At 71.9% G+C, this 19,877-nt stretch carries 24 protein-coding genes; 13 read left to right on the top strand and 11 right to left on the bottom strand.

Annotation, left to right across the window (positions count from 1 at the left end; all coding sequences use genetic code 11):
- Positions 1-113 precede the first annotated feature (113 nt).
- Genes LG278_RS20195 through LG278_RS20185 form a run of 3 tightly spaced genes read left to right on the top strand, consistent with a single transcriptional unit; the run spans position 114 to position 2,792 of the window.
- The gene (locus LG278_RS20195; protein WP_404389432.1) at positions 114-500 is read left to right on the top strand and encodes a YciI family protein; all 387 of its coding nucleotides are present in this window, start codon (positions 114-116) and stop codon (positions 498-500) included.
- Positions 497-1,741: an RNA polymerase sigma factor gene (locus tag LG278_RS20190; RefSeq protein ID WP_404389430.1), complete on the top strand. Its 1,245-nt coding sequence runs from the start codon at positions 497-499 to the stop codon at positions 1,739-1,741. The genes LG278_RS20195 and LG278_RS20190 overlap by 4 nt, the downstream gene beginning before the upstream one ends.
- A 34-nt stretch (positions 1,742-1,775) precedes the next feature.
- Positions 1,776-2,792 carry an alpha/beta fold hydrolase gene (locus tag LG278_RS20185; RefSeq protein WP_404389428.1) on the top strand — a complete coding sequence of 339 codons (1,017 nt, stop codon included), beginning with the start codon at positions 1,776-1,778 and terminating at the stop codon, positions 2,790-2,792.
- Between the two features lie 22 nt (positions 2,793-2,814).
- Here LG278_RS20185 and LG278_RS20180 read toward each other — a convergent pair whose 3' ends face one another.
- Entirely contained in the window at positions 2,815-3,282 is a 468-nt protein-coding gene (locus tag LG278_RS20180; protein WP_404389426.1) for a hypothetical protein, read from the bottom strand.
- A 136-nt stretch (positions 3,283-3,418) separates the two neighbouring features.
- On the opposite strand from LG278_RS20180, the gene LG278_RS20175 reads away from it, so the two are divergent.
- Positions 3,419-4,036: a class I SAM-dependent methyltransferase gene (locus LG278_RS20175; protein ID WP_404389424.1), complete on the top strand. Its 618-nt coding sequence runs from the start codon at positions 3,419-3,421 to the stop codon at positions 4,034-4,036.
- Between the two features lie 190 nt (positions 4,037-4,226).
- Here the strand turns inward: LG278_RS20175 and LG278_RS20170 are convergent, their stop codons facing one another.
- Positions 4,227-4,436: a sigma factor-like helix-turn-helix DNA-binding protein gene (locus LG278_RS20170; RefSeq protein WP_404393726.1), complete on the bottom strand. Its 210-nt coding sequence runs from the start codon at positions 4,434-4,436 to the stop codon at positions 4,227-4,229.
- Positions 4,437-4,579: 143 nt separating this feature from the next.
- Here LG278_RS20170 and LG278_RS20165 point away from each other — a divergent pair, with 143 nt between their 5' ends.
- The 4 genes from LG278_RS20165 (at position 4,580) to LG278_RS20150 (ending at position 6,250) form a co-directional block, all read left to right on the top strand.
- Positions 4,580-4,843, top strand: a complete 264-nt coding sequence (locus tag LG278_RS20165; protein ID WP_404389422.1) for a GlsB/YeaQ/YmgE family stress response membrane protein — start codon at positions 4,580-4,582, stop codon at positions 4,841-4,843.
- 56 nt (positions 4,844-4,899) lie between these two features.
- A complete protein-coding gene (locus tag LG278_RS20160; protein WP_404389420.1) occupies positions 4,900-5,298 on the top strand; it encodes a VOC family protein in 399 nt (132 codons plus the stop codon).
- Positions 5,299-5,343: 45 nt separating this feature from the next.
- Entirely contained in the window at positions 5,344-5,679 is a 336-nt protein-coding gene (locus tag LG278_RS20155) for a YnfA family protein (protein WP_404389418.1), read from the top strand.
- An 82-nt stretch (positions 5,680-5,761) separates the two neighbouring features.
- Positions 5,762-6,250 carry a hemerythrin domain-containing protein gene (locus tag LG278_RS20150; RefSeq protein WP_404389416.1) on the top strand — a complete coding sequence of 163 codons (489 nt, stop codon included), beginning with the start codon at positions 5,762-5,764 and terminating at the stop codon, positions 6,248-6,250.
- Between the two features lie 539 nt (positions 6,251-6,789).
- Here the strand turns inward: LG278_RS20150 and LG278_RS20145 are convergent.
- From LG278_RS20145 to LG278_RS20120, 6 genes are all read right to left on the bottom strand, one after another.
- A complete protein-coding gene (locus tag LG278_RS20145; RefSeq protein WP_404389414.1) occupies positions 6,790-8,073 on the bottom strand; it encodes a class I SAM-dependent methyltransferase in 1,284 nt (427 codons plus the stop codon).
- Positions 8,070-9,518, bottom strand: a complete 1,449-nt coding sequence (locus LG278_RS20140) for an FAD-binding oxidoreductase (protein ID WP_404389412.1) — start codon at positions 9,516-9,518, stop codon at positions 8,070-8,072. The genes LG278_RS20145 and LG278_RS20140 overlap by 4 nt, the downstream gene beginning before the upstream one ends.
- A 102-nt stretch (positions 9,519-9,620) precedes the next feature.
- Positions 9,621-10,247 (bottom strand): LysE family translocator, encoded by a 627-nt coding sequence (locus LG278_RS20135; RefSeq protein WP_404389410.1) that lies wholly within the window; start codon positions 10,245-10,247, stop codon positions 9,621-9,623.
- Positions 10,248-10,278: 31 nt separating this feature from the next.
- Positions 10,279-11,559, bottom strand: a complete 1,281-nt coding sequence (locus tag LG278_RS20130; protein ID WP_404389408.1) for a DUF6596 domain-containing protein — start codon at positions 11,557-11,559, stop codon at positions 10,279-10,281.
- A complete protein-coding gene (locus LG278_RS20125) occupies positions 11,560-11,943 on the bottom strand; it encodes a YciI family protein (RefSeq protein WP_404389406.1) in 384 nt (127 codons plus the stop codon).
- A gap of 114 nt (positions 11,944-12,057) precedes the next feature.
- Positions 12,058-13,065, bottom strand: a complete 1,008-nt coding sequence (locus LG278_RS20120) for a GTP pyrophosphokinase family protein (RefSeq protein WP_404389404.1) — start codon at positions 13,063-13,065, stop codon at positions 12,058-12,060.
- Between the two features lie 79 nt (positions 13,066-13,144).
- On the opposite strand from LG278_RS20120, the gene LG278_RS20115 reads away from it, so the two are divergent.
- Entirely contained in the window at positions 13,145-13,699 is a 555-nt protein-coding gene (locus LG278_RS20115) for a GNAT family N-acetyltransferase (protein ID WP_404389402.1), read from the top strand.
- Here the strand turns inward: LG278_RS20115 and LG278_RS20110 are convergent.
- A complete protein-coding gene (locus LG278_RS20110; RefSeq protein ID WP_404389400.1) occupies positions 13,617-14,075 on the bottom strand; it encodes a hypothetical protein in 459 nt (152 codons plus the stop codon). The two genes, LG278_RS20115 and LG278_RS20110, sit on opposite strands and share 83 nt — an antisense overlap.
- Positions 14,076-14,667: 592 nt before the next feature.
- Between LG278_RS20110 and LG278_RS20105 the strand changes: the two genes are divergently transcribed.
- From LG278_RS20105 to LG278_RS20095, 3 genes are read left to right on the top strand one after another with little or no spacing between them, the layout of a single operon-like run.
- Positions 14,668-15,042, top strand: coding sequence for an ArsR/SmtB family transcription factor (locus LG278_RS20105; protein WP_404393724.1), 375 nt, complete (start codon positions 14,668-14,670; stop codon positions 15,040-15,042).
- Positions 15,039-15,803 (top strand): cation transporter, encoded by a 765-nt coding sequence (locus tag LG278_RS20100; protein WP_404389398.1) that lies wholly within the window; start codon positions 15,039-15,041, stop codon positions 15,801-15,803. The genes LG278_RS20105 and LG278_RS20100 overlap by 4 nt, the downstream gene beginning before the upstream one ends.
- A gap of 40 nt (positions 15,804-15,843) precedes the next feature.
- Positions 15,844-16,833 carry a DUF389 domain-containing protein gene (locus LG278_RS20095; protein WP_404389396.1) on the top strand — a complete coding sequence of 330 codons (990 nt, stop codon included), beginning with the start codon at positions 15,844-15,846 and terminating at the stop codon, positions 16,831-16,833.
- A 111-nt stretch (positions 16,834-16,944) separates the two neighbouring features.
- On the opposite strand, the gene LG278_RS20090 is transcribed toward LG278_RS20095, so the two are convergent.
- Complete coding sequence (locus LG278_RS20090; RefSeq protein WP_404389394.1) at positions 16,945-17,982, bottom strand: M14 family zinc carboxypeptidase; 1,038 nt, start codon at positions 17,980-17,982, stop codon at positions 16,945-16,947.
- 107 nt (positions 17,983-18,089) lie between these two features.
- The gene (locus LG278_RS20085; RefSeq protein ID WP_404389392.1) at positions 18,090-18,758 is read right to left on the bottom strand and encodes a hypothetical protein; all 669 of its coding nucleotides are present in this window, start codon (positions 18,756-18,758) and stop codon (positions 18,090-18,092) included.
- A 186-nt stretch (positions 18,759-18,944) separates the two neighbouring features.
- On the opposite strand from LG278_RS20085, the gene LG278_RS20080 reads away from it, so the two are divergent.
- On the top strand, positions 18,945-19,874 hold the full coding sequence (locus LG278_RS20080) for a GDSL-type esterase/lipase family protein (RefSeq protein WP_404389390.1): 930 nt from the start codon (positions 18,945-18,947) through the stop codon (positions 19,872-19,874).
- The last annotated feature ends 3 nt before the right edge of the window (positions 19,875-19,877 follow it).

Below are 19,877 nucleotides of genomic sequence, written 5' to 3'. Positions count from 1 at the left end.
GGGCGAGCGCGTGGCACCTGTCGATCCAGGGCGGCGCCGATCGTGTAGTGGGTGAGCGGCGGCCACGCCGCCGGCTCCACCACCCGCACGCAGCGCACAGACCAGGAGTGACCATGGACACCACCAGGACCTACCTCATCAGCCTCTTCTCCGGCGACGGGCCGCCTCCGCCCGAGGTCGACCTCGCCGTCGTCATGGCCGACCTCGAGAAGGTCAACGACGACATCCGCGCCGCCGGTGGCTGGGTCTTCGCCGGCGGGCTCGCAGCGACGAGCTCGGCGACCGTCGTGCGCAAGCCCGACGCGGTCAGCGACGCGCTGCTCACGGACGGCCCGTTCATCGAGGCCAAGGAGCACCTCGGCGGCATCTCCATCGTTCGCGCCGCCGACTACGACATCGCGCTCGGGTGGGCCGAGCGCATCGCCGGGGCCACCGGGCTCGCTGTCGAGATCCGTCCGTTCGAGGAGGGCGGCCCCGGGCAGGCGCCGACCACCGAGTGAGCGCGCACGACTCCACGGGTCGCCGACCGGTGACGAGCGCCGACATCGCCCGCGTCTTCCGCGACGAGCACGGACGGGCGGTGGCGGTGCTCATCCGGGCCCTCGGTGACATCGACCTCGCCGAGGACGCCGTGCAGGACGCCTTCGCCGTCGCCGTCGAGCGCTGGCCTCGAGACGGTATGCCGCCCAGTCCCGCCGGCTGGATCATCACCACTGCACGTCGCCGGGCCATCGACCGGCTGCGCCGGGAGGCCAGCCGTGACGCACGGCAGACCGAGGCAGCGCTGCTCTCCACCCCGGACGAGCCCCGAGAGGAGGGCCCTGTGCGCGACGAGCGACTGCGGCTGCTCTTCACCTGCTGCCACCCCGCGCTGTCGAGGGAGGCGCAGGTCGCGCTGACCCTGCGCCTGCTCGGTGGCCTGACGACGCCCGAGATCGCACGGGCCTTCCTCGTGCCCGAGGCGACGATGGCGCAGCGGATCGTGCGTGCCAAGAGGAAGATTCGCGATGCGGGCATCCCCTATCGGGTGCCGCGCGACGCGGACCTCCCGGCTCGGGTCACCTCGGTGCTCTCCGTCGTCTATCTCGTCTTCACCGAGGGGCACACCGCGACAACGGGTGCCGAGCTGGGCAGGCCGGACCTCGCGGCTGAGGCCGTCCGCCTCGGGCGTGCCGTCGTCGACCTCATGCCCGACGAGCCAGAGGCGGCAGGGCTGCTCGCCCTCATGCTGCTCACCGAGGCGCGCCGCCCGGCCCGCATCGACGCGGGTGGCGACCCGGTGCTGCTCGCCGACCAGGACCGCACGTTGTGGGACCGCGCGCTCATCGCCGAGGGGCACGAGATTGTGCGAGCGTGCTTGCGCCGCAACGCTCCCGGGCCTTTCCAGATCCAGGCCGCGATCAACGCCGTGCACACGGACGCAGCCGCTGGCGCCGGCACTGACTGGGCCCAGGTCGTCGCGCTCTACGACCAGCTGCTTGCCGTGCTCCCCACCGACGTGGTGCGCCTCAACCGGGCCGTTGCCGTGGCCGAGGTGGACGGGCCTGCAGCGGGGTTGCGACTGCTCGAGGACCTCGAGCTCGACGGCTACCACGCCCATCACGTCGTGCGGGCCGACCTGCTCGCCCGTTTGGGCCGCTCCGCAGAGGCCGCGGCGGCTCTCGAGCGCGCCCGGGCCCTCACCGACAACCGTGCGGAGGCCCGCCTCATCGACCTGCGTGCATCGCGTCACGACGCCTGACCGCCATTCAGGTTGGCCGGGTAGGTTGCCCCTCATGTCGACCCAGCCGTCGGAGTCCCTCGCGTCGTCCGTCCCGTCCACGTGGTCGGCGTCGCCGGAGACAGAGCCCCACCCCGGCGCGCCCCTCGACCTCGCCGCGCCGTGGGGCGGGGCCAGTCGCACCGTCGACCTCGACGGGCCCTTGCACTACGTCGACTTCGGCGGTCCGGAGGGTTGCGACGAGGACGGCGCCCCTCCGCCGGCCGTCCTCGTGCACGGGCTCGGCGGCTCGCACCTCAACTGGGTCGGGCTCGGGCCGCGCCTCGCTCGTGACCGTCGGGTCGTCGCGCTCGACCTCGCCGGCTTCGGGCTCAGCCCGTCGCTGGGACGGTCGTCGTCGGTCCACCACAACGCCGCCCTGCTCAGCCGCTTCATCCACCAGGTGCTCGGCCGGCCGGTCGTGCTCGTCGGCAACTCGATGGGCGGGATGATCTCTCTCCTGCTCGCCGATCGTCGTCCCGAGCAGGTCGTCGGTCTCGGGCTCATCGACCCGTCGCTGCCCATCCCGCGCCAGCGGCCGGACCCCCAGGTCGCCGCGACCTTCGCGCTGTATGCCGTGCCGCGGGTCGGCGAGGCCGTGCTCACCCGCTACAACGCGCGCTTCAGCGACCGGCAGCGCGTGCTCGGCACGATCGCGCTGTGCTTCGCCGACGCCTCCCGCGCCGACGACGAGCTCGTCAGTGCCAGTGTCGAGCTCGCGGCCTGGCGCCGCACGACACCGGCACCGGAGGCCGACTTCCTGATGGCCGCGCGCTCGCTCCTCGCGGTCCTGCGGCGCCCCCGGCGCTACGACGCCCTCATCGCCGGCATCGACCGGCCGGTGCTCCTCGTGCACGGCGAGCTCGACCGGCTCGTGCCGGTGTCGGCAGCGCGGCGGACGGCAGCGCTCAACCCGAGCTGGCACACGGCATACCTCGACGGCGCGGGGCACACCCCTCAGCTCGAGGTGCCCGCCGACGTGATGGCCGCCCTGGAGCCGTGGCTCCAGGGCGTCGAGAACCCTGTCGACTGAAGGGTGCTCGAGCCGCGGACCGTCAGTTGATGAAGACGCTGCCGCGGCTGTCGACGTAGCCGTCGGCCGAGACCGTCCACGACAGCGTCGTGCCGGCGGGGTAGCCGGAGACGATCATGCCGAGATCCAGGCCGTTGGTCCCGGCGGCGTAGGAGCCGAGCGTCGTGAAGGTGATGGGGTTGCCGGCGACGCCGCTCGGTCCCCAGAGCGAGGTCGAGGCCGGCTCGAGACGGGCTGCGCCACGGCCCACCGAGATGGTGACGCGCAGAGGCGTGGCGGGCGCGCCGCCGCACGGGGGCAGCCCGATGCGGCTGATGGTCACGATGCGGTCGACGCCGAGGAGCTCGACCGCGGCCGTGCCCGTCCGTGTCGCGCGGCACGTGACGGAGGCCGCGACTGCAGGCGCAGTGGCGGCCAGGGTGATGACGGGCGCCGTCCAGGCGGCACCGCGGACGATGGTTCGACGTGAGATCCCCGAGTTGTCAGACACAAGGCAGGACTCTAGGGACATTTCGCCCGGAACGGGCTGACGGCTCGGGCTCGCCGCGTCTGAGGGTCGCGCCGTGGGCCTCCCTCCGGGGGGCAGCCGCGTGCCGCGCGGGGGAGGGGCGAGCACAATGAGGGTCATGGACGCCCAGGCATGGAACGAGCGGTATGCCGCCTCCGAGCTCGTGTGGTCGGCCGAGCCCAACCGCTTCGTGGCCGAGCTCGTCGGTGCGATGGAGCCGGGCAGTGCGGTCGACATCGCGGCCGGCGAGGGGCGCAACGCGATCTGGCTCGTCGAGCAGGGATGGACGGTGCTCGCCACCGACTACTCCGAGGTGGCGATCAGCCGCCTGCGTGATCGGGCCGCGGCCGTGCTCGGCGACCGCGCCGACCGGTTGACCGCCGTCGTCGCCGACGCCACGCTCCCGGTGCCGGGCGGTCAGACCCACGACCTCGTGCTCTTCTGCTACCTCCAGCTGCCGCCCCCGCAGCTGGGGGAGGCGCTGCGCGCGGGCCTGCAAGCCGTGCGGCCGGGAGGGCACCTCGTCGTCGTCGGCCACGCCGGGCGCAACCTCGAGCACGGCTGGGGCGGGCCGAACGACCGGGCCGTGCTCTACGACCCCGACGAGGTGCTGGCGCAGTTGGACCCCGCGGCCTCGGACGCGCGGGTCGAGGTGGCCGAGATCCGCGTCCGACCGGTCGACACCGACGACGGCCCACGCGAAGCCCTCGACACCGTCGTCGTCCTGCACCGTTGACCAGGCGCACACCGACCCCCCCACCGTCGAGTGGGTAGTTCGCACCGCCCCCTCACCGTCGAGTGGGCAGTTCGCACCGCTCCCAACCGTCGAGTGGGCAGTTCGCACCGCTCCCTCCGGTCGAGTGCCCGCTTTCTGACGCCCCCGACCGTCCGATGGCCCCGACGGCCCCGACGTCGAGGCGTCCGCGTCAGCGGCGGCCGTACTTCTTATGCACGGCTTGTCGCGAGACCCCGAGCTGCTCCGCGATCTCGGCCCAGGCCATCCCGCCCACCCGGGCGCGGCGCACCACCGCGGCCTCGGTGCGGTCGGCAGCCCGCCGCAGCTCGCGCGCCGCCGCGAGGGCAACCCGCGGGTCGTCATCTCCTGTCGCGCGCGCGATCATCAGCACCTCGTCCACCTCCACGGGAACCTCCACGGGTCGTCAACGTCAGTTGACACGCTAGGCGGAGTGCGGCCCGTACGTCAACCGCGGTTGACGCGAGCGGCACGGGCGCCGACGAGAGCGTGCGCGCTGCTCGGGGCGAGACCTATGCTCAGCCCATGCTCATCATCGCCCTCATCCTCTTCGGCATGCTCGTCGGCGCAGCCGCCCAGCTCATCCTCGGCAAGGGGAGCACGGGCATCGACTGGACGATGGCCTTCGTGGCCGGTCTCCTCGGCTCCTTCGTCGGCGGCCTGCTCTCCAGTCTCATCGCGGGTGACGGGCTCGAGCTGCGAGCCAGCGGCATCCTCGGCTCCATCGTCGGCGCCGTCATCGTCACGGCCATCTGGCGCTGGAGCGCCACTCGCCGCAAGGTCGGCTGAGCCGCGCTCGCGCATCACCTCGCGGCCCGAGCGTCGGTCGCGACAGGATGGCGGGCATGGCCCTTCACCTCTCGCACACGACCGTCAACGCCCTCGATGCGCATCGCCAGTCCGTCTGGTGGGCCGACCTGCTCGGCTACCACGAGGATCCGGACGATCCCAACGAGCCCGGGCACGAGGAGTGCATGATCTTCTCGCCCGACGGGTCGCACCGAATCCTCTTCATCGAGGTGCCCGATGCCAAGCAGGTGCGCAACCGGGTGCACTTCGACCTGCAGCCCACCGACCGTCCGCGGGACGAGGAGGTCGAGCGGGTGACCGCTCTCGGCGCCTCCGTCGTGCAGAACTGCCGCACGGCCGACGGCCGCGGGTGGGTCGTGATGGCCGACCCTGAGGGCAACGAGTTCTGCATCCTGCGCAGCGAGGGCGAGCGGCGCGCGTCCGGCGACCTCTGACCACGCGCCCACTGACCGGAGGTCACCGGGTGCGACGATGGGCCCGTGACCGTCGCCCGCTCGATGCTCCTCTTCGCCCTCGCTGCCGTCGCCGAGATCGGAGGTGCGTGGCTCGTCTGGCAGGGTGTGCGCGAGCACCGCGGCTGGGTGTGGATCGGCGCCGGGGTCATCGCGCTCGGCCTCTACGGCTTCGTGGCCACCCTCCAGCCTGACGCCAACTTCGGCCGGATCCTCGCGGCCTACGGCGGGGTGTTCGTCGCCGGCTCGCTGGCGTGGGGGATGGTCGTTGACGGCTTCCGGCCCGACCGCTTCGACGTCGCCGGTGCGCTGCTCTGTCTCGTCGGCGTCGCCGTCATCATGTATGCGCCGCGGCCCGGGTGAGATGCCGGCTGCGTCACGTGCACGCTCCCTCTGGACGGCGCCGCTGTCGCGGCGGGATCATGGGGCCACGGAGGTGGTCACCATGGCGCTCGAGCAGGACACCGATCGGCCTGTCACCACGGGCACGGAGCTCGCCGCCTACCTCGAGCGCGTGCGGGCGCACCGGGCCGAGCTGCACGAGTCGCTGAGCGCGGTCGACCTCGCCCTCGAGTCGCCGATCGGCAAGGGAGGTCTGTGGCGCGAGCGCGTGCGCGCCGCCCTGGCCGAGCTCGCCCACGACTTCGGCGACCACGTCGCACTGACCGAGAGCCCGGGCGGCGTCTACGACCGGGTGCAGTCGTCGTCGCCGCGGCTGCGGCCCGCGGTCGACCGCCTGCGGGCTGAGCACCAGGACTTCGGCGAGGCGATCAACGGCTACCTCGCGGTGCTCGAGCACGGCGGCACGATGGCCGACCTGCCCGTCTTCCGCGAGGAGCTGACGACGCTCATGGGCCGGCTGAGGCGCCATCGTCAAGCTGGCAGCGACCTCATCTACGAGGCCTACGACGTCGACCTCGGCGGCTCCGGCTGACCGGCCCAGCCCCCACGTTGAACAATCGAGAGAGCGATCCGTCCGCCGTTCTCGGCGACCGCGCGGGCCCCGGGGTGCGGACGGATTGCTCTCTCGATCGCGTGGGTCAGTGGTCGCCGATCTGACCTCGGCGGCTCCGGCTGACCGGCCCAGCCCCCACGTTGAACAATCGAGAGAGCAATCCGTCCGCCGTTCTCGGCGACCGCGCGGGCCCCGGGGTGCGGACGGATTGCTCTCTCGATCGCGTGGGTCAGTGGTCTCCGATCTGACCTCGGCGGCTCCGGCTGGCCGGCCCGGCCCGCACGTTGACTAATCGAGAGAGCAATCCGTCCGCAGTTCTCGGCGACCGCGCAGGCCCCGGGGTGCGGACGGATTGCTCTCTCGATCGAGTAGGTCAGTGGTCTCCGATCTGACCTCGGCGGCTCCGGCTGGCCGGCCCGGCCCGCACGTTGACTAATCGAGAGAGCAATCCGTCCGCAGTTCTCGGCGACCGCGCGGGGCCCAGGGTGCGGACGGATTGCTCTCTCGATTGTGGTGGGTCAGGGGTGTGACGGCTCGAAGCGCGGCCGCAGTGAGAAGCCCGACGCGCCCTCAGGTGCCGTGCGTGATGCGAGCACCTGGTGCAGCTGGATCTCGTTGCGCTCGAAGGCGACTCGCGAGCCTGCGAGATAGAGCCCCCACACCCGCGCCGTCGTCAGCCCGGCGAGTGCGACGCAGTCGTCCCAGTTCTTCGACAGGTTGGTGCTCCACCCGGCGAGGGTCTTCGCGTAGTGCTCGCGGAGGTTCTCGTGGTGGCGCACCTCGAAGCCCTCGTCCTCCATCGCCCGCACGACCTCGCCCGACCCGGTGAGCTCGCCGTCGGGGAAGACGTAGCGGTTGATGAAGCCGCGCGAGGGCAGGCCCGGGTGCTGGTTGTCGGGGCGCGTGATGCAGTGGTTGAGCAGCCGCCCCTCGTCACGCAGCCGCTCGCGCAGGAACCGGAAGTAGGCGGGGTAGTTGCGCACCCCGATGTGCTCGGTCAGGCCGATCGAGCTCACGGCATCGAAGCCGCGCTCGGTCACGTCGCGATAGTCGGCGTGCCGCACCTCCGCCCGGCCGGCGAGGCCGTCGGACTCGATGCGGGCCCGGGCCCAGGTGGCCTGCTCCTTCGACAGGGTCACGCCGAGAGCAGTGACGCCGTAGTGCTCGACGGCATGACGCACCATGCCGCCCCACCCGCAGCCCACGTCGAGCAGCCGCATGCCGGGCTCGAGGCCGAGCTTGCGGGCGACGAGGTCGTACTTGTAGGCCTGGGCCGCCTCGAGCGTGGCGGTGTCGGTCGGGTAGCAGGCGCACGTGTAGGTCATCGACGGCCCGAGGACGAGCTCGTAGAACTCGTTGCTGACGTCGTAGTGGTGGTGGATCGCCTCGGCGTCACGCTCGCGGGCGTGACGCAGGCCGTGGGCGAGGCGGCGCAGCGGGCCGGGGGTCTCGACGTCGGGCAGCGGCGGTACGTGCAGCCCCAGCCGGGCGACGAAGGCGACGAGCTCGGCGGCGTCGCGAGGGCCGAGCCGTCGCGTCACGAGCCCGCCGCCGCCGAGCCGCATCACCTCGTAGGGATCGCCCTCGTCGAGACCGTCGAACTCGAGGTCGCCCGCGAGGTAGGCGCGGGCGAGTCCCAGCTCTCCCGGCGCCGTGAGGAGGTAGTTGAGCCCCCGGTCGCTCTTGAGCCGCACCACCCGCCCCGAGGGGCTGCCGCCGGTCGATCCGTCGAAGGCCACGAGATGGAAGGGGGTCCCCTCGCCGAGGATCCGGTCGAACGCCTCACCCACGGTCATCGTCATCTCGCCTGCACCGCCTTCTCGTAGAGGGTTGGGAACCGCCCGTCGGGGTCGTAGCGCCGTTTGACGGGCCGGTATGCCGTGTCGCCGTAGAGCCGGGCGAAGGTGGCCTCGTCGTAGTAGGCGTCGGAGTAGAGCGACTTGTGGCCTCCGTGCTCGGTCACCTGCCGCTCGATGGCGCGGTTGACGTCACCATCGGCTGCGCCCGGCGCGATGGGGACGGTCGACCAGAAGCCGACGTTGACGTAGCGCTCGTCCGGGCGCAGCGGGTAGAGCGGCCAGGGCGGGTCGCCATCCGTGACACCTCGCTGCCCGTCGCCCCGGGAACGGAGCTGGATGGGGCACAGCCAGATCGGCTCGATCGGCACCTCGCGCAGGAACCACGCGACGAAGTCGGCCGTGCGGCCCAGCGGGATCTCGACGTCCTGCACCACCCGCTCGCGCGGCGGCTGGCCGCGCAGGTGGTCGATGCGACCCATGACCCGGTGCCGGTGCTCGAAGGCGACGATGCGCCAGTAGACGTCACTGCGCAGCAGGTGCCGGGGCCAGAGTCGGCGCACTGCCGGGATCTGGGCACCGAAGGCGCGACTGCACCAGAACCAGTCGGTGTCCCAACGCCAGAGGTAGTCGTGGGCGGTCAGCACGTCGCGCCGCCGGGTCTGGATCGAGCGGTAGAAGACCTGGTCGCCCGTGTAGTCGCTCGGCCGTACGCGGCCCTCGAGGTCGTCGGTCCAGCGGGCGAGGGTGAGGTAGCACTCGGTCGCGCTGAAGACGACGCCGTCGACGAAGTCGACCCGCTCGCCCTCGTGGGCGCGGGTCGTCATCACCTCGTCGACGGCCGCGACGAGCTGCTCCACCGACGGGAACCGCACGTGGCGGAGGCAGACGTAGGGCAGCGCCGGCTCGAGCTCGATGACGAGGTCGAGGGCGTAGCCGAGCGAGCCGTAGGAGTTGGGGAAGGTGCGGAAGAGGTCGGCGTGATCGCCGTCGGGCGTCGCGGTGACGACCTCGCCGGTGCCGGTGAGGATGCGCAGCTCGAGCACCGACTCATGGGGCAGGCCGTTGCGGAAGGACGACGCCTCGATGCCGAGCCCGGTCACCGCTCCGCCGATGGTGATGGTGCGCAGCTGCGGCACGACGAGCGGCACGAAGCCGTGCGGGAGCAGCTCGTCGACGAGCTGCTCGTAGGTCGTCAGGCCGCCGACCCGCGCCGTGCGCGCCCTGGGATCGAGCTCGACGACGCCCTGGAGGGCCGACAGGTCCAGGCCCGCAGCCGTGGGTGCGCTGCGCGTGCGGAAGAGGTTGGACGTGTGCTTGGCGAGACGCACCGGCTGGTCGGGCGGCAGGGCGGCATACGCCGTGGCGGCGTCGGAGACAGCGCGCTCGTGATGACGGGCCCGCTCGTGCGTGTCTGGCGGGCCCGTCATCACCGACGAGCCGAACGTCACCCCTCCGTCATACCAAAGGCCGGGGGCCGGTGTGAGGGAGATCGGCCGGAGATCGGCTGGGGATCGGCTGGGGATCGGCTGGGTTTTGGCTGTCCCGGGCTGCTACTCGCGGGCGAGCAGCGTGACCCCGAGACCGACCATCATGGTGCCGCCGGCCACACCGAGCCGGTCGAGGCGGTGGGGCTGGCGCGCGAACCAGTCGCGGGCCTTGGAGGCGAGCACCGCCCAGATGCTGTCGGAGCAGATCGCCATGACGCCGAAGACGACGCCGAGCACCGCCATCTGCACGCCGACCCGGCCGGCAGCGGTGTTGGTGAACTGCGGGAGGAAGGCGACGAAGAAGAGGATCGTCTTCGGGTTGGTGACTCCCACGACGAAGCCGATGCGCAGGGCATGGCCGCGGGTCGCCGCCACCTGCGACTCGAGGGCCTGCCGGGCCTCGCCCCGGTGCCGGATCGCCTGGATGCCGAGCCAGATGACGTAGCCGGCGCCGACGACCTTGATGACGGTGTAGGCCGTGGCGCTCGCAGCGACGACGGCACCGAGGCCGACGGCGACGAGCAGCACCTGCACCGTGACTCCGACGCCGTTGCCGACGACCGAGAGCAGGGCCTCGCGGCGGCCGACGGTCAGGGCGCGGCCGATGGTGAAGAGCAGGCTCGGACCCGGCACCTGGATGAAGAGGATCGAGGCGACGAGGAAGGCGAGCCACTGGCTGGAGGTGGGCACGCCACCAGTGTGGAGCCACCGCGGCGTGCGGTCACGCCGTTTCCGACGGGTGGGCAGCCGGCCCACCGGCGCGCCGCAGGCAGAAGCGCCGCAGCGGCTCGGCCTGCATGACCTCCGCGAGGTCGCGGTAGAGCGCCACGGCCTCGTCACGCCGCCCCGTGCGCCACGCGATGTCGGCCAGCGCCAGGGCGGCGTCTCGACTCGCGTATGCCGCGGGGCCGGCTTCCAGGGTCCGCAGCTCCCGCTCGACCGCGGTGGTGCCCCGCGCCTGTGCGATGCGTCCGTGGGCGGTCGCGACGAGGCGGGCGACGTGGACGGCGGGTGAGGGCCAGCGCTGCTCCAGGGCCTCGTAGAGCGAGACGATGCGATCCCAGTCGGTCTCGGCGAAGCTGGCGGCACTGGAGTGCAGCCCGGAGATCGCCGCCTCGATGGCGAAGCGCCCGTCGCCGGCGGCAGCCGCGGTCGCATCCGTGAGGCCGGCCCGAAGGAGGGCGAGGTCCCAGGCGTGGCGGTCCACCTCGTCGAGAGCCAGTCCGGTGCCGGTGTCGTCGATGCGACCGGGCCGCCGGGCGAGGCCGAGCCGGATGACGGCACGCAGACCGAGGGCCTCGGTGTCGGCCGGATAGGCGGCGACGACGGCGTCGGCGATCGAGAGGGCCTGCCGTCCGGTGTCGGCCACGCCGTCGACCGGGTCGAGCACCGTGCGATGTGCGACCGTGAACATGCCTGCGACACAGGCGAGCACGACTGGCAGCCGCCGCTCGCGCTCCTGCGCATCAGGGATGCGGAAGCTGCCGCGGGCCTCGGCGAGGGCACGCTTGGCCCGCGTGAGCCGAGCGGCCGCCGCGGTCTCCTGGATGCCGAGGTGCCCTGCGATCTGCGGCACGGTCAGGCCACAGACGACCCGCAGCGCGATCACCATGCGCGAGGTGGGCGAGATCGCCTCGTCGCACGCGACGAAGAGCAGGGCGAGGCGGTCGTCGAGCCCCGCGCGGGAGAGGTCGTCGGCATCCATGGAGGCTCGATCGGTGACAGGAGCGGACCGGGGGTCCGCGTCGGGGCGGGCGAGCTCCGGGGCGAGCCGGCGCTCCACCGTGCGACGTCGGGCGTCGTCGAGCCAGGCGCGCTTGGCCACCGAGGTGCACCATGCGGCATACGACTGGATCGGCGACCCACCGGACTGCTCGTGGGCGGCGGCCCGCGCGACGGCTTCGGCGGCATACTCCTCGGCATCGTCGAGGCTGCCGGTGAAGGAGGCGAGGGCGCGCACGATGCGCGGCCACGCCTCCTCGAAGTCACCCGCGCCCGTCACTCACATCCCCGACGGGAAGACCTTGCGCCACTCGGTGTGCCCGCCGGTCGGCACGAGCGCGGCGATCCGTCGGGCGGTGTCCTCGTCGTCGGTCTCGACGAGGTAGAAGCCGCTGATGACCTCGGAGGTGTCGGTGAACGGGCCGTCGGTGTAGACGGCCTCCTCGACCAGCCGGCCCGTGGCGCCCGGGGTGACGGTGCCGCCGTGCCGGGAGTTCTGCAGTGCTGCACCGCCGACGATGCGGGCGCCGAGGTCGGCCACGGCCTTCTGGAAGGCCTCGTGCTCGGGGAACGACGCGTTCATGTCGACGTCGGGTCCGCCGCCAAGCAGGGCGTCGGAGTCCCAGTCGCTCTCGTGGATCAGGTAGACGTACGTGTCAGCCATGGCAGGCTCCTTCGTGCTCTGGTGCGCTGCGCCGGTGTGGCGCTGGCGCTCGTGGCGACCCTCGCCACATCATCCTGACGAACTCGCCCCGAGGGAATCGACACGGTGGTGCGATCAGTCCTGGAGCTTGCGCAGCCGCGTCTCGAGGGAGGCCCGGCGGTGCTCGTTGCCCGGGAGCTCGACGTAGCGCTCACCGAAGGTCGCGAGCAGCGCGTCGTCGAGGCGCCGCACCGCCCCCGGCGGGTAGCGGTAGCCCATCCGCGCGCCGAGGTCGATGCCGTCGACGGGAGCGATGACCTCGGCCAGCTGCTCCACCGAGGTGATGCCGAGCTCGAGGAGCAGGCCGGAGACCCAGGTGTAGTGGTCTCCGCGCGACCAGCCCGCGTCGGTGTACTTGCCTGCAAGGAACTTGGCGAGATCCTGCGCGTCGATGCCGGGGTGGTGGCCGCCCGGCTCGTCGGGGTCGTCGGGCTTCTCGGGCAGGGCCTGCTGGAGGCGCACCCGGATGGCGGAGAACTCCCGGTCGGCGAGCTCGAGCAGCCCCGCAGCGAGGGTGAAGCGCCGGTCGAGGTCGTGGGCGTGCTCCTCGGGCACCGTGCCCTTGTAGCGGATGTCGTGCTCGAACTCGGCCCACGCGTGCTGGAGCACCGTGCGGATCTGCACGGATGCGCTCCGCGTGCGCAACGAGGAGTATGCCGCCGGGATCGTGCGGCTCGCATCGACCGACACGAGCAGGTGACGGCTGGCGTAGCCGAAGCGGCCGGCCCGAGCCGTCTCCTGACCCATATCGCGGTCGTCGATGACGGCGAGCTCCTCGGCGAGCAGCTTGGCCACGGCCGTGACGTCGTCGGGCACGAAGGTGATGACCCGCACCCCCATCTGGTCGGTGATGTCGACGAGCGGGTTGGGGTGGAGCAGCTTGCCGTCGTGGCGCCGCTCGGCCTTGGCGGCGAACGACTCGAGCGACTTCGTGCGGCCGGTCACCGACAGGTAGTTGATGCCGGCGTCGTCGAGCAGCTCGCGCACCATCTCGACGAAGCGCTCGGTGGCGGCCTCGAGCTCCGGCCGCCCAGCGGCATACGCGGCGATGGCGTCGGTGGTCACGGAGGTGTCGTCGGGCATGCTGCCATCCTGCCGTGCCCGGAGCGTCGCACGCGCAATCGGCGTGACGACGGGCGGGCTCTCGTGCCACGGTGTGCCCATGCACGTCGAGACCCCGCGCCTGGTCATCCGGCCGTGGACCCATGACGAGGCCGAGCGCCTGCTCGACATCCAGAGCCGCCTCGAGGTCGTCACCTGGCTCGGCGACGGCGAGCCGGTGCTGATGAAGGACCTCGACGAGGCGCACGAGCGGATCGAGCGCTACCACAGCAGGAGCGCGAACCCCCCGCTCGGCTTCTGGGCGGTCGAGGTCCGCGCGACTGCCGACGCGCCTGCACGGGTCGCCGGCTCGGCCCTGCTCCTGACGCTCCCGAACGCCGACCACGGCGAGGTCGAGATCGGCTGGCACCTGCACCCCGACTCCTGGGGTCGCGGCTATGCGACGGAGGCAGCGGTGGCCGTCGTGCAGCACGGCTTCGACGGCGGGTTGCCCGAGATCCTGGCTCTCACCCACACCGACAACGAGCCGTCCAAGGCCGTGTGCCGACGGCTCGGCATGGAGGACCTCGGCATCATCGAGAAGTACTACGAGGGAGAGTCGTGCCTCTTCCGGATGACTCCTGAGCGCTGGAGCCGTCGGCCCGAGTCCGGATGATCGCGAACTGCGAGGCGAGCGGGATGATCCCGAGGACCAGCACCATCGGCACGGCGAAGCCGAGGCGGAGGTTGTCGGAGCCGATCACCCCCGTGAGCACGGCGCCGAGCAGGGCGCCGACGTAGTTGAACTGGTTGAAGCGGGCCACCACCTGGTCGACCCGTTCGATGCGTCGCACGTCGCCCTGTCCTTGCCCTCCGGCGATCGCCCCGGCAGCGGAGAAGGACAGCGGCGCGATCGTCGCGACCGCTCCACCGAGCACGGTGAAGCCGATGACCGCCACGACCCAGCTGGGCGCGAAGACGATGACGGCCAGGGACAGGGCGGCGACGACACCGCAGATCCGCAGCAGCCACACCGCGTTGTAGCGGTGCACGAGCCCGTCCCCGATCCCGCGGGCGATGAGGGTCGCGACGAGATAGGGGAGGGTGGCGAGCGCCGTGAGCCCGCTGACGGCAGGATCGGTCGCCGATAGAGGTGCTCGACCGTCACCGCCTGCATGTTGCTCGAGGCGTCGACGAGTCCCAGTCCCACGCCGTAGGCCGCGAGCCCTCCGACGAAGACCTGGAAGGTCGGGGCGACGAGGAGCAGCACGAAGCCCATGGTCGCGACGACGAGGCCCAGCCGCACGACGACCGCGCTCGAGGTCCGCCCCGCCACCACCTCTGCGAGCACGGATCCGACCCCGGCCAGGAGCACGACCATGAGCAGCAGGCCGCTCACGGCCAGCTCGTCGAGCGACCAGCGGTCCTGGATCTGCGGCAGTCGCGTCGTCAGGGTGATGAAGAGCAGCCCTTGGGCGAAGAAGGCTGCACCAGCGGCGAGGCGAGCCCGAAGGTGCGGGGCCTGCGAGTGAGGGGTCACGGGGGGTCACCATGTCGCCCGGCTGCGCCGGCCGTCAAGGAGTCGAGCCGCACGTGCGCCGCCGGGACGCGGGACGACCCTGCAGATAGCATCGCCTAATGGCGATGACAGCGAAGATGATCGATGAAGAGCTGGTGGATCAGCCCGATGCAGCCGACGCTCTCGCCGTGGCCGCGCTGCTCTTCCATGGCTTCAGCGACCCCAACCGGCTGGCGATCCTGCGTCACCTGACGCTGGGGGAGCACCGGGTCGTCGACCTCACCGCCCACCTGGGCCTCGCGCAGTCGACCGTCTCGAAGCACCTCGCCTGCCTGCGCGAGTGCGGACTCGTGGTGTCGCGGCCCGAGGGGCGGGCCTCGCTCTTCCGGCTCGCGGAGCCCGAGGCGATGCTCGAGATCTTCGAAGCAGCCGAACGGCTCCTCGCCCTCACCGGCGACGCCGTGGCGCTGTGCCCGACGTCCGGACGGCAGGCGTCATGACGCAGGGTCGCCGCCCCGACCTCGGGCTGACTCCCGTCGACCGGCGCGGTCACGGCGGCGCCGACGCCCCGGCCGCTCACGCCGGTCACGTCGATCACGCCGGGCACGTCGATCACGTCGGTCACGAGCACGGTGCAGCAGGGCACTCCCACTGGGTGGCCGACCCGGCCGAACAGGCGCGGCTCGGTCGCCGCGCCCAGCTGCTGGCCGGGGCCTCCGTCGCCTACAACGTCGTCGAGGCCGGCGTGGCCATCGCTGCCGGCATCGCTGCGGGCTCGGTGGCCCTCATCGGCTTCGGGCTCGACTCCACCGTCGAGGTGTCGAGCGCACTCATCATCCTCTGGCAGTTCCGCCATGCGGTCCCGGAGTCGCGCGAGCGCGCCGCCCTCAAGGCGCTCGCGGTGTCGTTCTTCGCCCTCGCCGCCTACGTGACGTTCGAGGCGGTGGGAGCGCTCGTCGGCGGTGAGCAGCCTGAGGCCTCACCCGTCGGCATCGGCCTTGCCGTCGCCTCGATCCTCATCATGCCGTGGCTCTCCTGGGCCCAGCGCCGCACCGGTCAGGCACTGGGCTCGCGGGCGGTCGAGGCCGACGGCAAGCAGACACGGCTGTGCGCCTATCTCTCCGGCGTGCTGCTCGTCGGGCTGCTGCTCAACGCGACGCTCGGCTGGGGCTGGGCCGACCCGGTGGCCGCGCTGGTGATCGCCGCCGTCGCGGTCCGTGAGGGCCTGGAGGCCTGGCGCGGAGACCACTGCGACTGCTGACCCCGAGCGCGGGGCACAGGGCGGGTGAAGACTGGGCGGCATGCTGCGACTGACCGTCACGATCCCGGACGAGCTGACCGAGCGCGTCACTCAGGTCCTCACCGACTCGACCGCCGTGAGCTCGCTGTCCGTGCTGCGCGGCGTCGCGGTGCGCCCGGTCGGGGACGTCGTCCACGCCGATGTCGCACGGGAGGGGGCCACGGCCGTCATCGACCGGCTCCGCGACCTCGGCGTGCACGAGAACGGCACCCTCCAGATCGAGCCGGTGACGACGTGGATCTCGCGCGCCGGCTTCGAGGCGGACGAGGAGACTCCCGGCAGCAGCGCCGATGCCGTCGTGTGGGCACAGGTGGCCCAGCGCTCCTACGACGACAGCGAGCTCAACTGGACCTACCTGTCCTTCATGTCCCTCGCGACCCTCATCGCCGGCATCGCGATCGTCCTCGACTCGCAGATCCTCGTCATCGGGGCGATGGTGCTGGGCCCGGAGTTCGGCGCCATCGCGGCGCTCGGCGTCGCGCTCGTGCGCCGCCGACCGCTGCTGTTCGCCGTCGCAGCCCGGGCCCTCGCGATCGGCTTCGCCGTGGCGATCCTCGTGACGTGCGTGGCCGCGCTCGTGGGTCGGGCCCTCGGCTGGGTCGCCCTCGACGACATCACCGGCCCGCGACCGGCGACGGGCTTCATCTACTCTCCCGACAAGTGGTCGTTCATCGTCGCGATCCTCGCCGCGGCGGCCGGGGTGCTCTCCCTGACGTCGGCCAGGCTCGGTGGCCTGAGCGGGGTCTTCATCTCCGTGACGACGATCCCGGCGGCCGGCAACGTGGCGCTCGGACTCGCCTTCGGGGCGTGGGACGAGGTCTGGGGCAGCGGCCTGCAGCTCGTCGTCAACATCGTCGGCATGGCCCTCGCGGGCTGGGTCACGCTCGCGCTGCAGCGCGTCATCTGGTCGCGAGTGCCGGCGCCGCGCCGATCGCACGCGAGGCTGAGCCGCCACATCCATGCTGATCCGCCACGTCGCCGCTCGCCGTGAGACCGCACGCTCCGGCCGACGCAGACAGGCCGACGCGGGTATGCCGCCCGGCCGGGAGAGGGCCCCGCCTCCGCTCCCGGGCCGGACGGCATACGTCGATGGTGCTCTGGCTCAGCTGCGCTGGGCCGGGAGGGTGTCCCAGAACGACGCGTCGACGGTGTTGATCGAGCCGTCGGCGATCGCGCGTGCCGTCGACGTCAGCGTCACGACGGTCTGCTTGATGAGGTAGCCGTTGCTCTTCTGGCCGAGCACGGCGCTCTCGTTCTCGTGGTCGCTCATGCCGCGCATCTCGAAGAGCAGCGTCGAGATGCCGTACTCGGCGGCGAGACCGTTGCGGGCGATGGTGCGCTCGCTGCCGCCGACGTAGCGACCGAGGTGGCCCCAACCCGTCGGCTGGATCGCGTTGTAGACCACGGCCCCGAGACGCTTGCTGCCGGCGAGGGTCTCGGCGCCGACGTCGCCGTTGGTCGGGTAGAGGATCGAGCCGGAGACGAGCTCACCACCGGCCCGGCTCGTCGTGCCCTGGTGGTGCAGGTCGATCGCGTAGTCGATGTCGTAGGCCCGCAGCACGTTGTCGTGCAGCGCCTGCGTCTCGGGCTGCGCCTTGGCGACGTGGTCGCGGTTGAGGTCCACCCGGGCCGCGTTGTAGCGGGTCAGGTGCCGGTCACCCGCGGCGACGTAGTCCTCGAGCGAGAAGTCGACGTCGCCCATCGCACCGTCCGCGTTGAGCATCGGGACGATGAGGATGTTGACCCCGTCGAGCACGTCACCGTTCTTGCCCGTGCCGAGGCTCTTGATGAACTCGAGGGTGCCCTCCGTCGTCAGCTGCTCGTTGCCGTGCTGCTGGGTCAGGTAGAGGATCGTCGGGTTGGACGGGTCACCGAGGTACTTCACGAGGTGGATGTCGCGGCCCTTGATGGTCTGGCCGATGACCTCGAGCTCCATGCGGGGCTGCTTGGCCGCCTGGGTCTTGAGCTCGGCGACCATCGAGTCGTAGGTGTGCAGGATCGAGGTGTTGACCGTGCCGTTGGTGCAGCACGACGGGCCCTCCCCGACCGCGATCGCGGATGGGGCGCTGAAGGCGGCGATGCCGCCCAGCAGGGCTGCGGCGGCGAACGAGACGGACGTGCGGGTGAAGCGTCTGGACATGTGAGTGCGTTCCTGTCGGGTCGTGAGTTGCGGGGACTCACCGGCGGCGACAGCCGGCGATGCACCCAGTCAACGTCCCATTTGTCCGGTCTGCAACCGGACGCCACTCACCGAGCGGCGGGGCTGGTCCCGGTCGTCGACGGCACCGGTGTGGCGGGGGCCCGCGTCGCCGGGGCCGGCAGCGCGTAGGTCGAGCGCAGCGCCCCGTTGACGAGCGAGAGCAGCACCGAGGTCTCCTGACGGATGACGGCGTAGCGCCCCGCAGCCTGGGGCGAGCCGGCAGCCGCCTCGTCGGACGCGGCCTCGGCGAAGAGCTGGAGCGAGCCGATGCGCGAGTAGTAGCTCGGCGGGTCGATGCCGGGTGGGGCGCCGTTGGCCCGCAGGGAGGCGAGGTGGCGCGCCAGGACCTCGAGCTGCAGGGCCGTCGGCGCACCCGTGGCAGGCATGCCGTCGAGCACGCGCACGTCGTCGATGAGGTTGGTGTAGTCGAGCGTCGCGAGCGACTGGTTGAAGGTCGTCGTGGCCGTCAGGCTCGGGCGCGGGAGGGCGGTCACCGTCATGGTGGCGGTCGTCGTCAGGGTCTGCGTCACCGTCGTCGTCACCGTCGGCGTGATGAGCTCGGTGACCGTGACGGTCTGCGTCGGTGCGGGCGTGCCGGCCACGGCCTGGCTCAGCTCGACCTCCGGACGGTCGGCCGTGCACCCGGCCAGCGCGGTGACACCGAGCGCAGCGGCGATCGCCGCGACGGCCGCAGCGGCGGCTGGCTTCGCGTGCACGGGATGCTCCCGTCGTGTCTAGGGTGGGTCGTCCGACGATTGTGTGCTCTCCGGGCTCCGGGTGGAACTGCTTCGTCCGAATTCGTTGTCGGGGGGTGACCGCGCACCGGGCGCGTGCCATGCTCGGGGAGGCGGCGCAGTCGGCAAGCAGGGCCGGCCCGGTGAGCCGCCTGCCAGGAGGGCCGCATGCGCACGACCGTCAGGGGCGTCGTCGTCGCCCTGCTCCTTCTCTGTGTCTCCGCCGCCGGCACGGCGCACGCGCAGCCTGCCGCGGTGGCGTCGGGTGCGCCGGCGGGTGTGTCGTCGGGTGTGTCGTCGGGGTCGCCCACGGCCGGCTCCCGCGCGATGGGCTGGTATCTCGCACTGGGCGACTCGCTCGCCGCCGGCTACCTCCATGGCACGGGCGACCATCGCACCGACGGCTACGTCGGGCCCACGCTCGCCGCGGTGCAGGACCGCACGCCCAAGACGAAGCTCGTCAACCTCGCGTGCTCGGGCGAGACGACGACCTCGATGATCACGGGCGGCAGGTGCGACTACGAGGAGGGCAGCCAGCTCGCGGCGGCCGTCGAGTTCCTGCGCGCGCACAGCCGCACGACGCGTCTCGTCACCATCGACATCGGCGGCAACGACGTCGCGACCTGTGGCTTCGTCCTGCTGCCCACGAGCTGCACCGACCCGGCTCTCGACACGCTGCGCACCAACCTGCCGGTGATCCTCGACGCGCTGCGCGAGGCGGCGGGTCCGCACGTGCAGATCATCGTGCTCGACTACTACGACCCCTTCCTCGTCTACTGGTTGCGCCTGGGCCCGGACGCGCCGCTCTTCCGGCTCGCGGCGCTGTCGTCCGTCACCCTGCTGACCGGCCCCGGCGGCGTCAATGACACGATCGCCGCCGCGGCTGCAGGGGCTGACGCCGAGGTCGCCAACATCGAGGGCGCTTTCTCGACAACGGCTTTCACCCCCACGCTGCCCTTCCCGGAGCACGGCGACGTGCCGCTCAACGTCATCCGCATCTGCCAGTGGACGACGATGTGCAGCAACCTCGACTTCCATCCCAACCCGGAGGGGTATGCCGTGATCGCCCGGGCCGTGATCGCCCGGTTGCAGGAGTAGCCC

The organism is Humibacillus xanthopallidus (assembly GCF_044793955.1).
GTDB lineage: Bacteria > Actinomycetota > Actinomycetes > Actinomycetales > Dermatophilaceae > Humibacillus > Humibacillus xanthopallidus_C.
Note: the sequence above shows the minus strand (reverse complement) of the source record. Positions and strands in the feature narration are given on the sequence as shown.

Bases quoted from the DNA above. Each gene is read 5' to 3' on its own strand.
- LG278_RS20195 (WP_404389432.1), top strand. From the start codon at position 114: ATGGACACCACCAGGACCTACCTCATCAGCCTCTTCTCCGGCGACGGG.
- LG278_RS20185 (WP_404389428.1), top strand. From the start codon at position 1,776: ATGTCGACCCAGCCGTCGGAGTCCCTCGCGTCGTCCGTCCCGTCCACG.
- LG278_RS20175 (WP_404389424.1), top strand. From the start codon at position 3,419: ATGGACGCCCAGGCATGGAACGAGCGGTATGCCGCCTCCGAGCTCGTG.
- LG278_RS20165 (WP_404389422.1), top strand. From the start codon at position 4,580: ATGCTCATCATCGCCCTCATCCTCTTCGGCATGCTCGTCGGCGCAGCC.
- LG278_RS20160 (WP_404389420.1), top strand. From the start codon at position 4,900: ATGGCCCTTCACCTCTCGCACACGACCGTCAACGCCCTCGATGCGCAT.
- LG278_RS20150 (WP_404389416.1), top strand. From the start codon at position 5,762: ATGGCGCTCGAGCAGGACACCGATCGGCCTGTCACCACGGGCACGGAG.
- LG278_RS20145 (WP_404389414.1), bottom strand. From the start codon at position 8,073: ATGACGATGACCGTGGGTGAGGCGTTCGACCGGATCCTCGGCGAGGGG.
- LG278_RS20125 (WP_404389406.1), bottom strand. From the start codon at position 11,943: ATGGCTGACACGTACGTCTACCTGATCCACGAGAGCGACTGGGACTCC.
- LG278_RS20120 (WP_404389404.1), bottom strand. From the start codon at position 13,065: ATGCCCGACGACACCTCCGTGACCACCGACGCCATCGCCGCGTATGCC.
- LG278_RS20115 (WP_404389402.1), top strand. From the start codon at position 13,145: ATGCACGTCGAGACCCCGCGCCTGGTCATCCGGCCGTGGACCCATGAC.
- LG278_RS20105 (WP_404393724.1), top strand. From the start codon at position 14,668: ATGACAGCGAAGATGATCGATGAAGAGCTGGTGGATCAGCCCGATGCA.
- LG278_RS20100 (WP_404389398.1), top strand. From the start codon at position 15,039: ATGACGCAGGGTCGCCGCCCCGACCTCGGGCTGACTCCCGTCGACCGG.
- LG278_RS20095 (WP_404389396.1), top strand. From the start codon at position 15,844: ATGCTGCGACTGACCGTCACGATCCCGGACGAGCTGACCGAGCGCGTC.
- LG278_RS20090 (WP_404389394.1), bottom strand. From the start codon at position 17,982: ATGTCCAGACGCTTCACCCGCACGTCCGTCTCGTTCGCCGCCGCAGCC.
- LG278_RS20080 (WP_404389390.1), top strand. From the start codon at position 18,945: ATGCGCACGACCGTCAGGGGCGTCGTCGTCGCCCTGCTCCTTCTCTGT.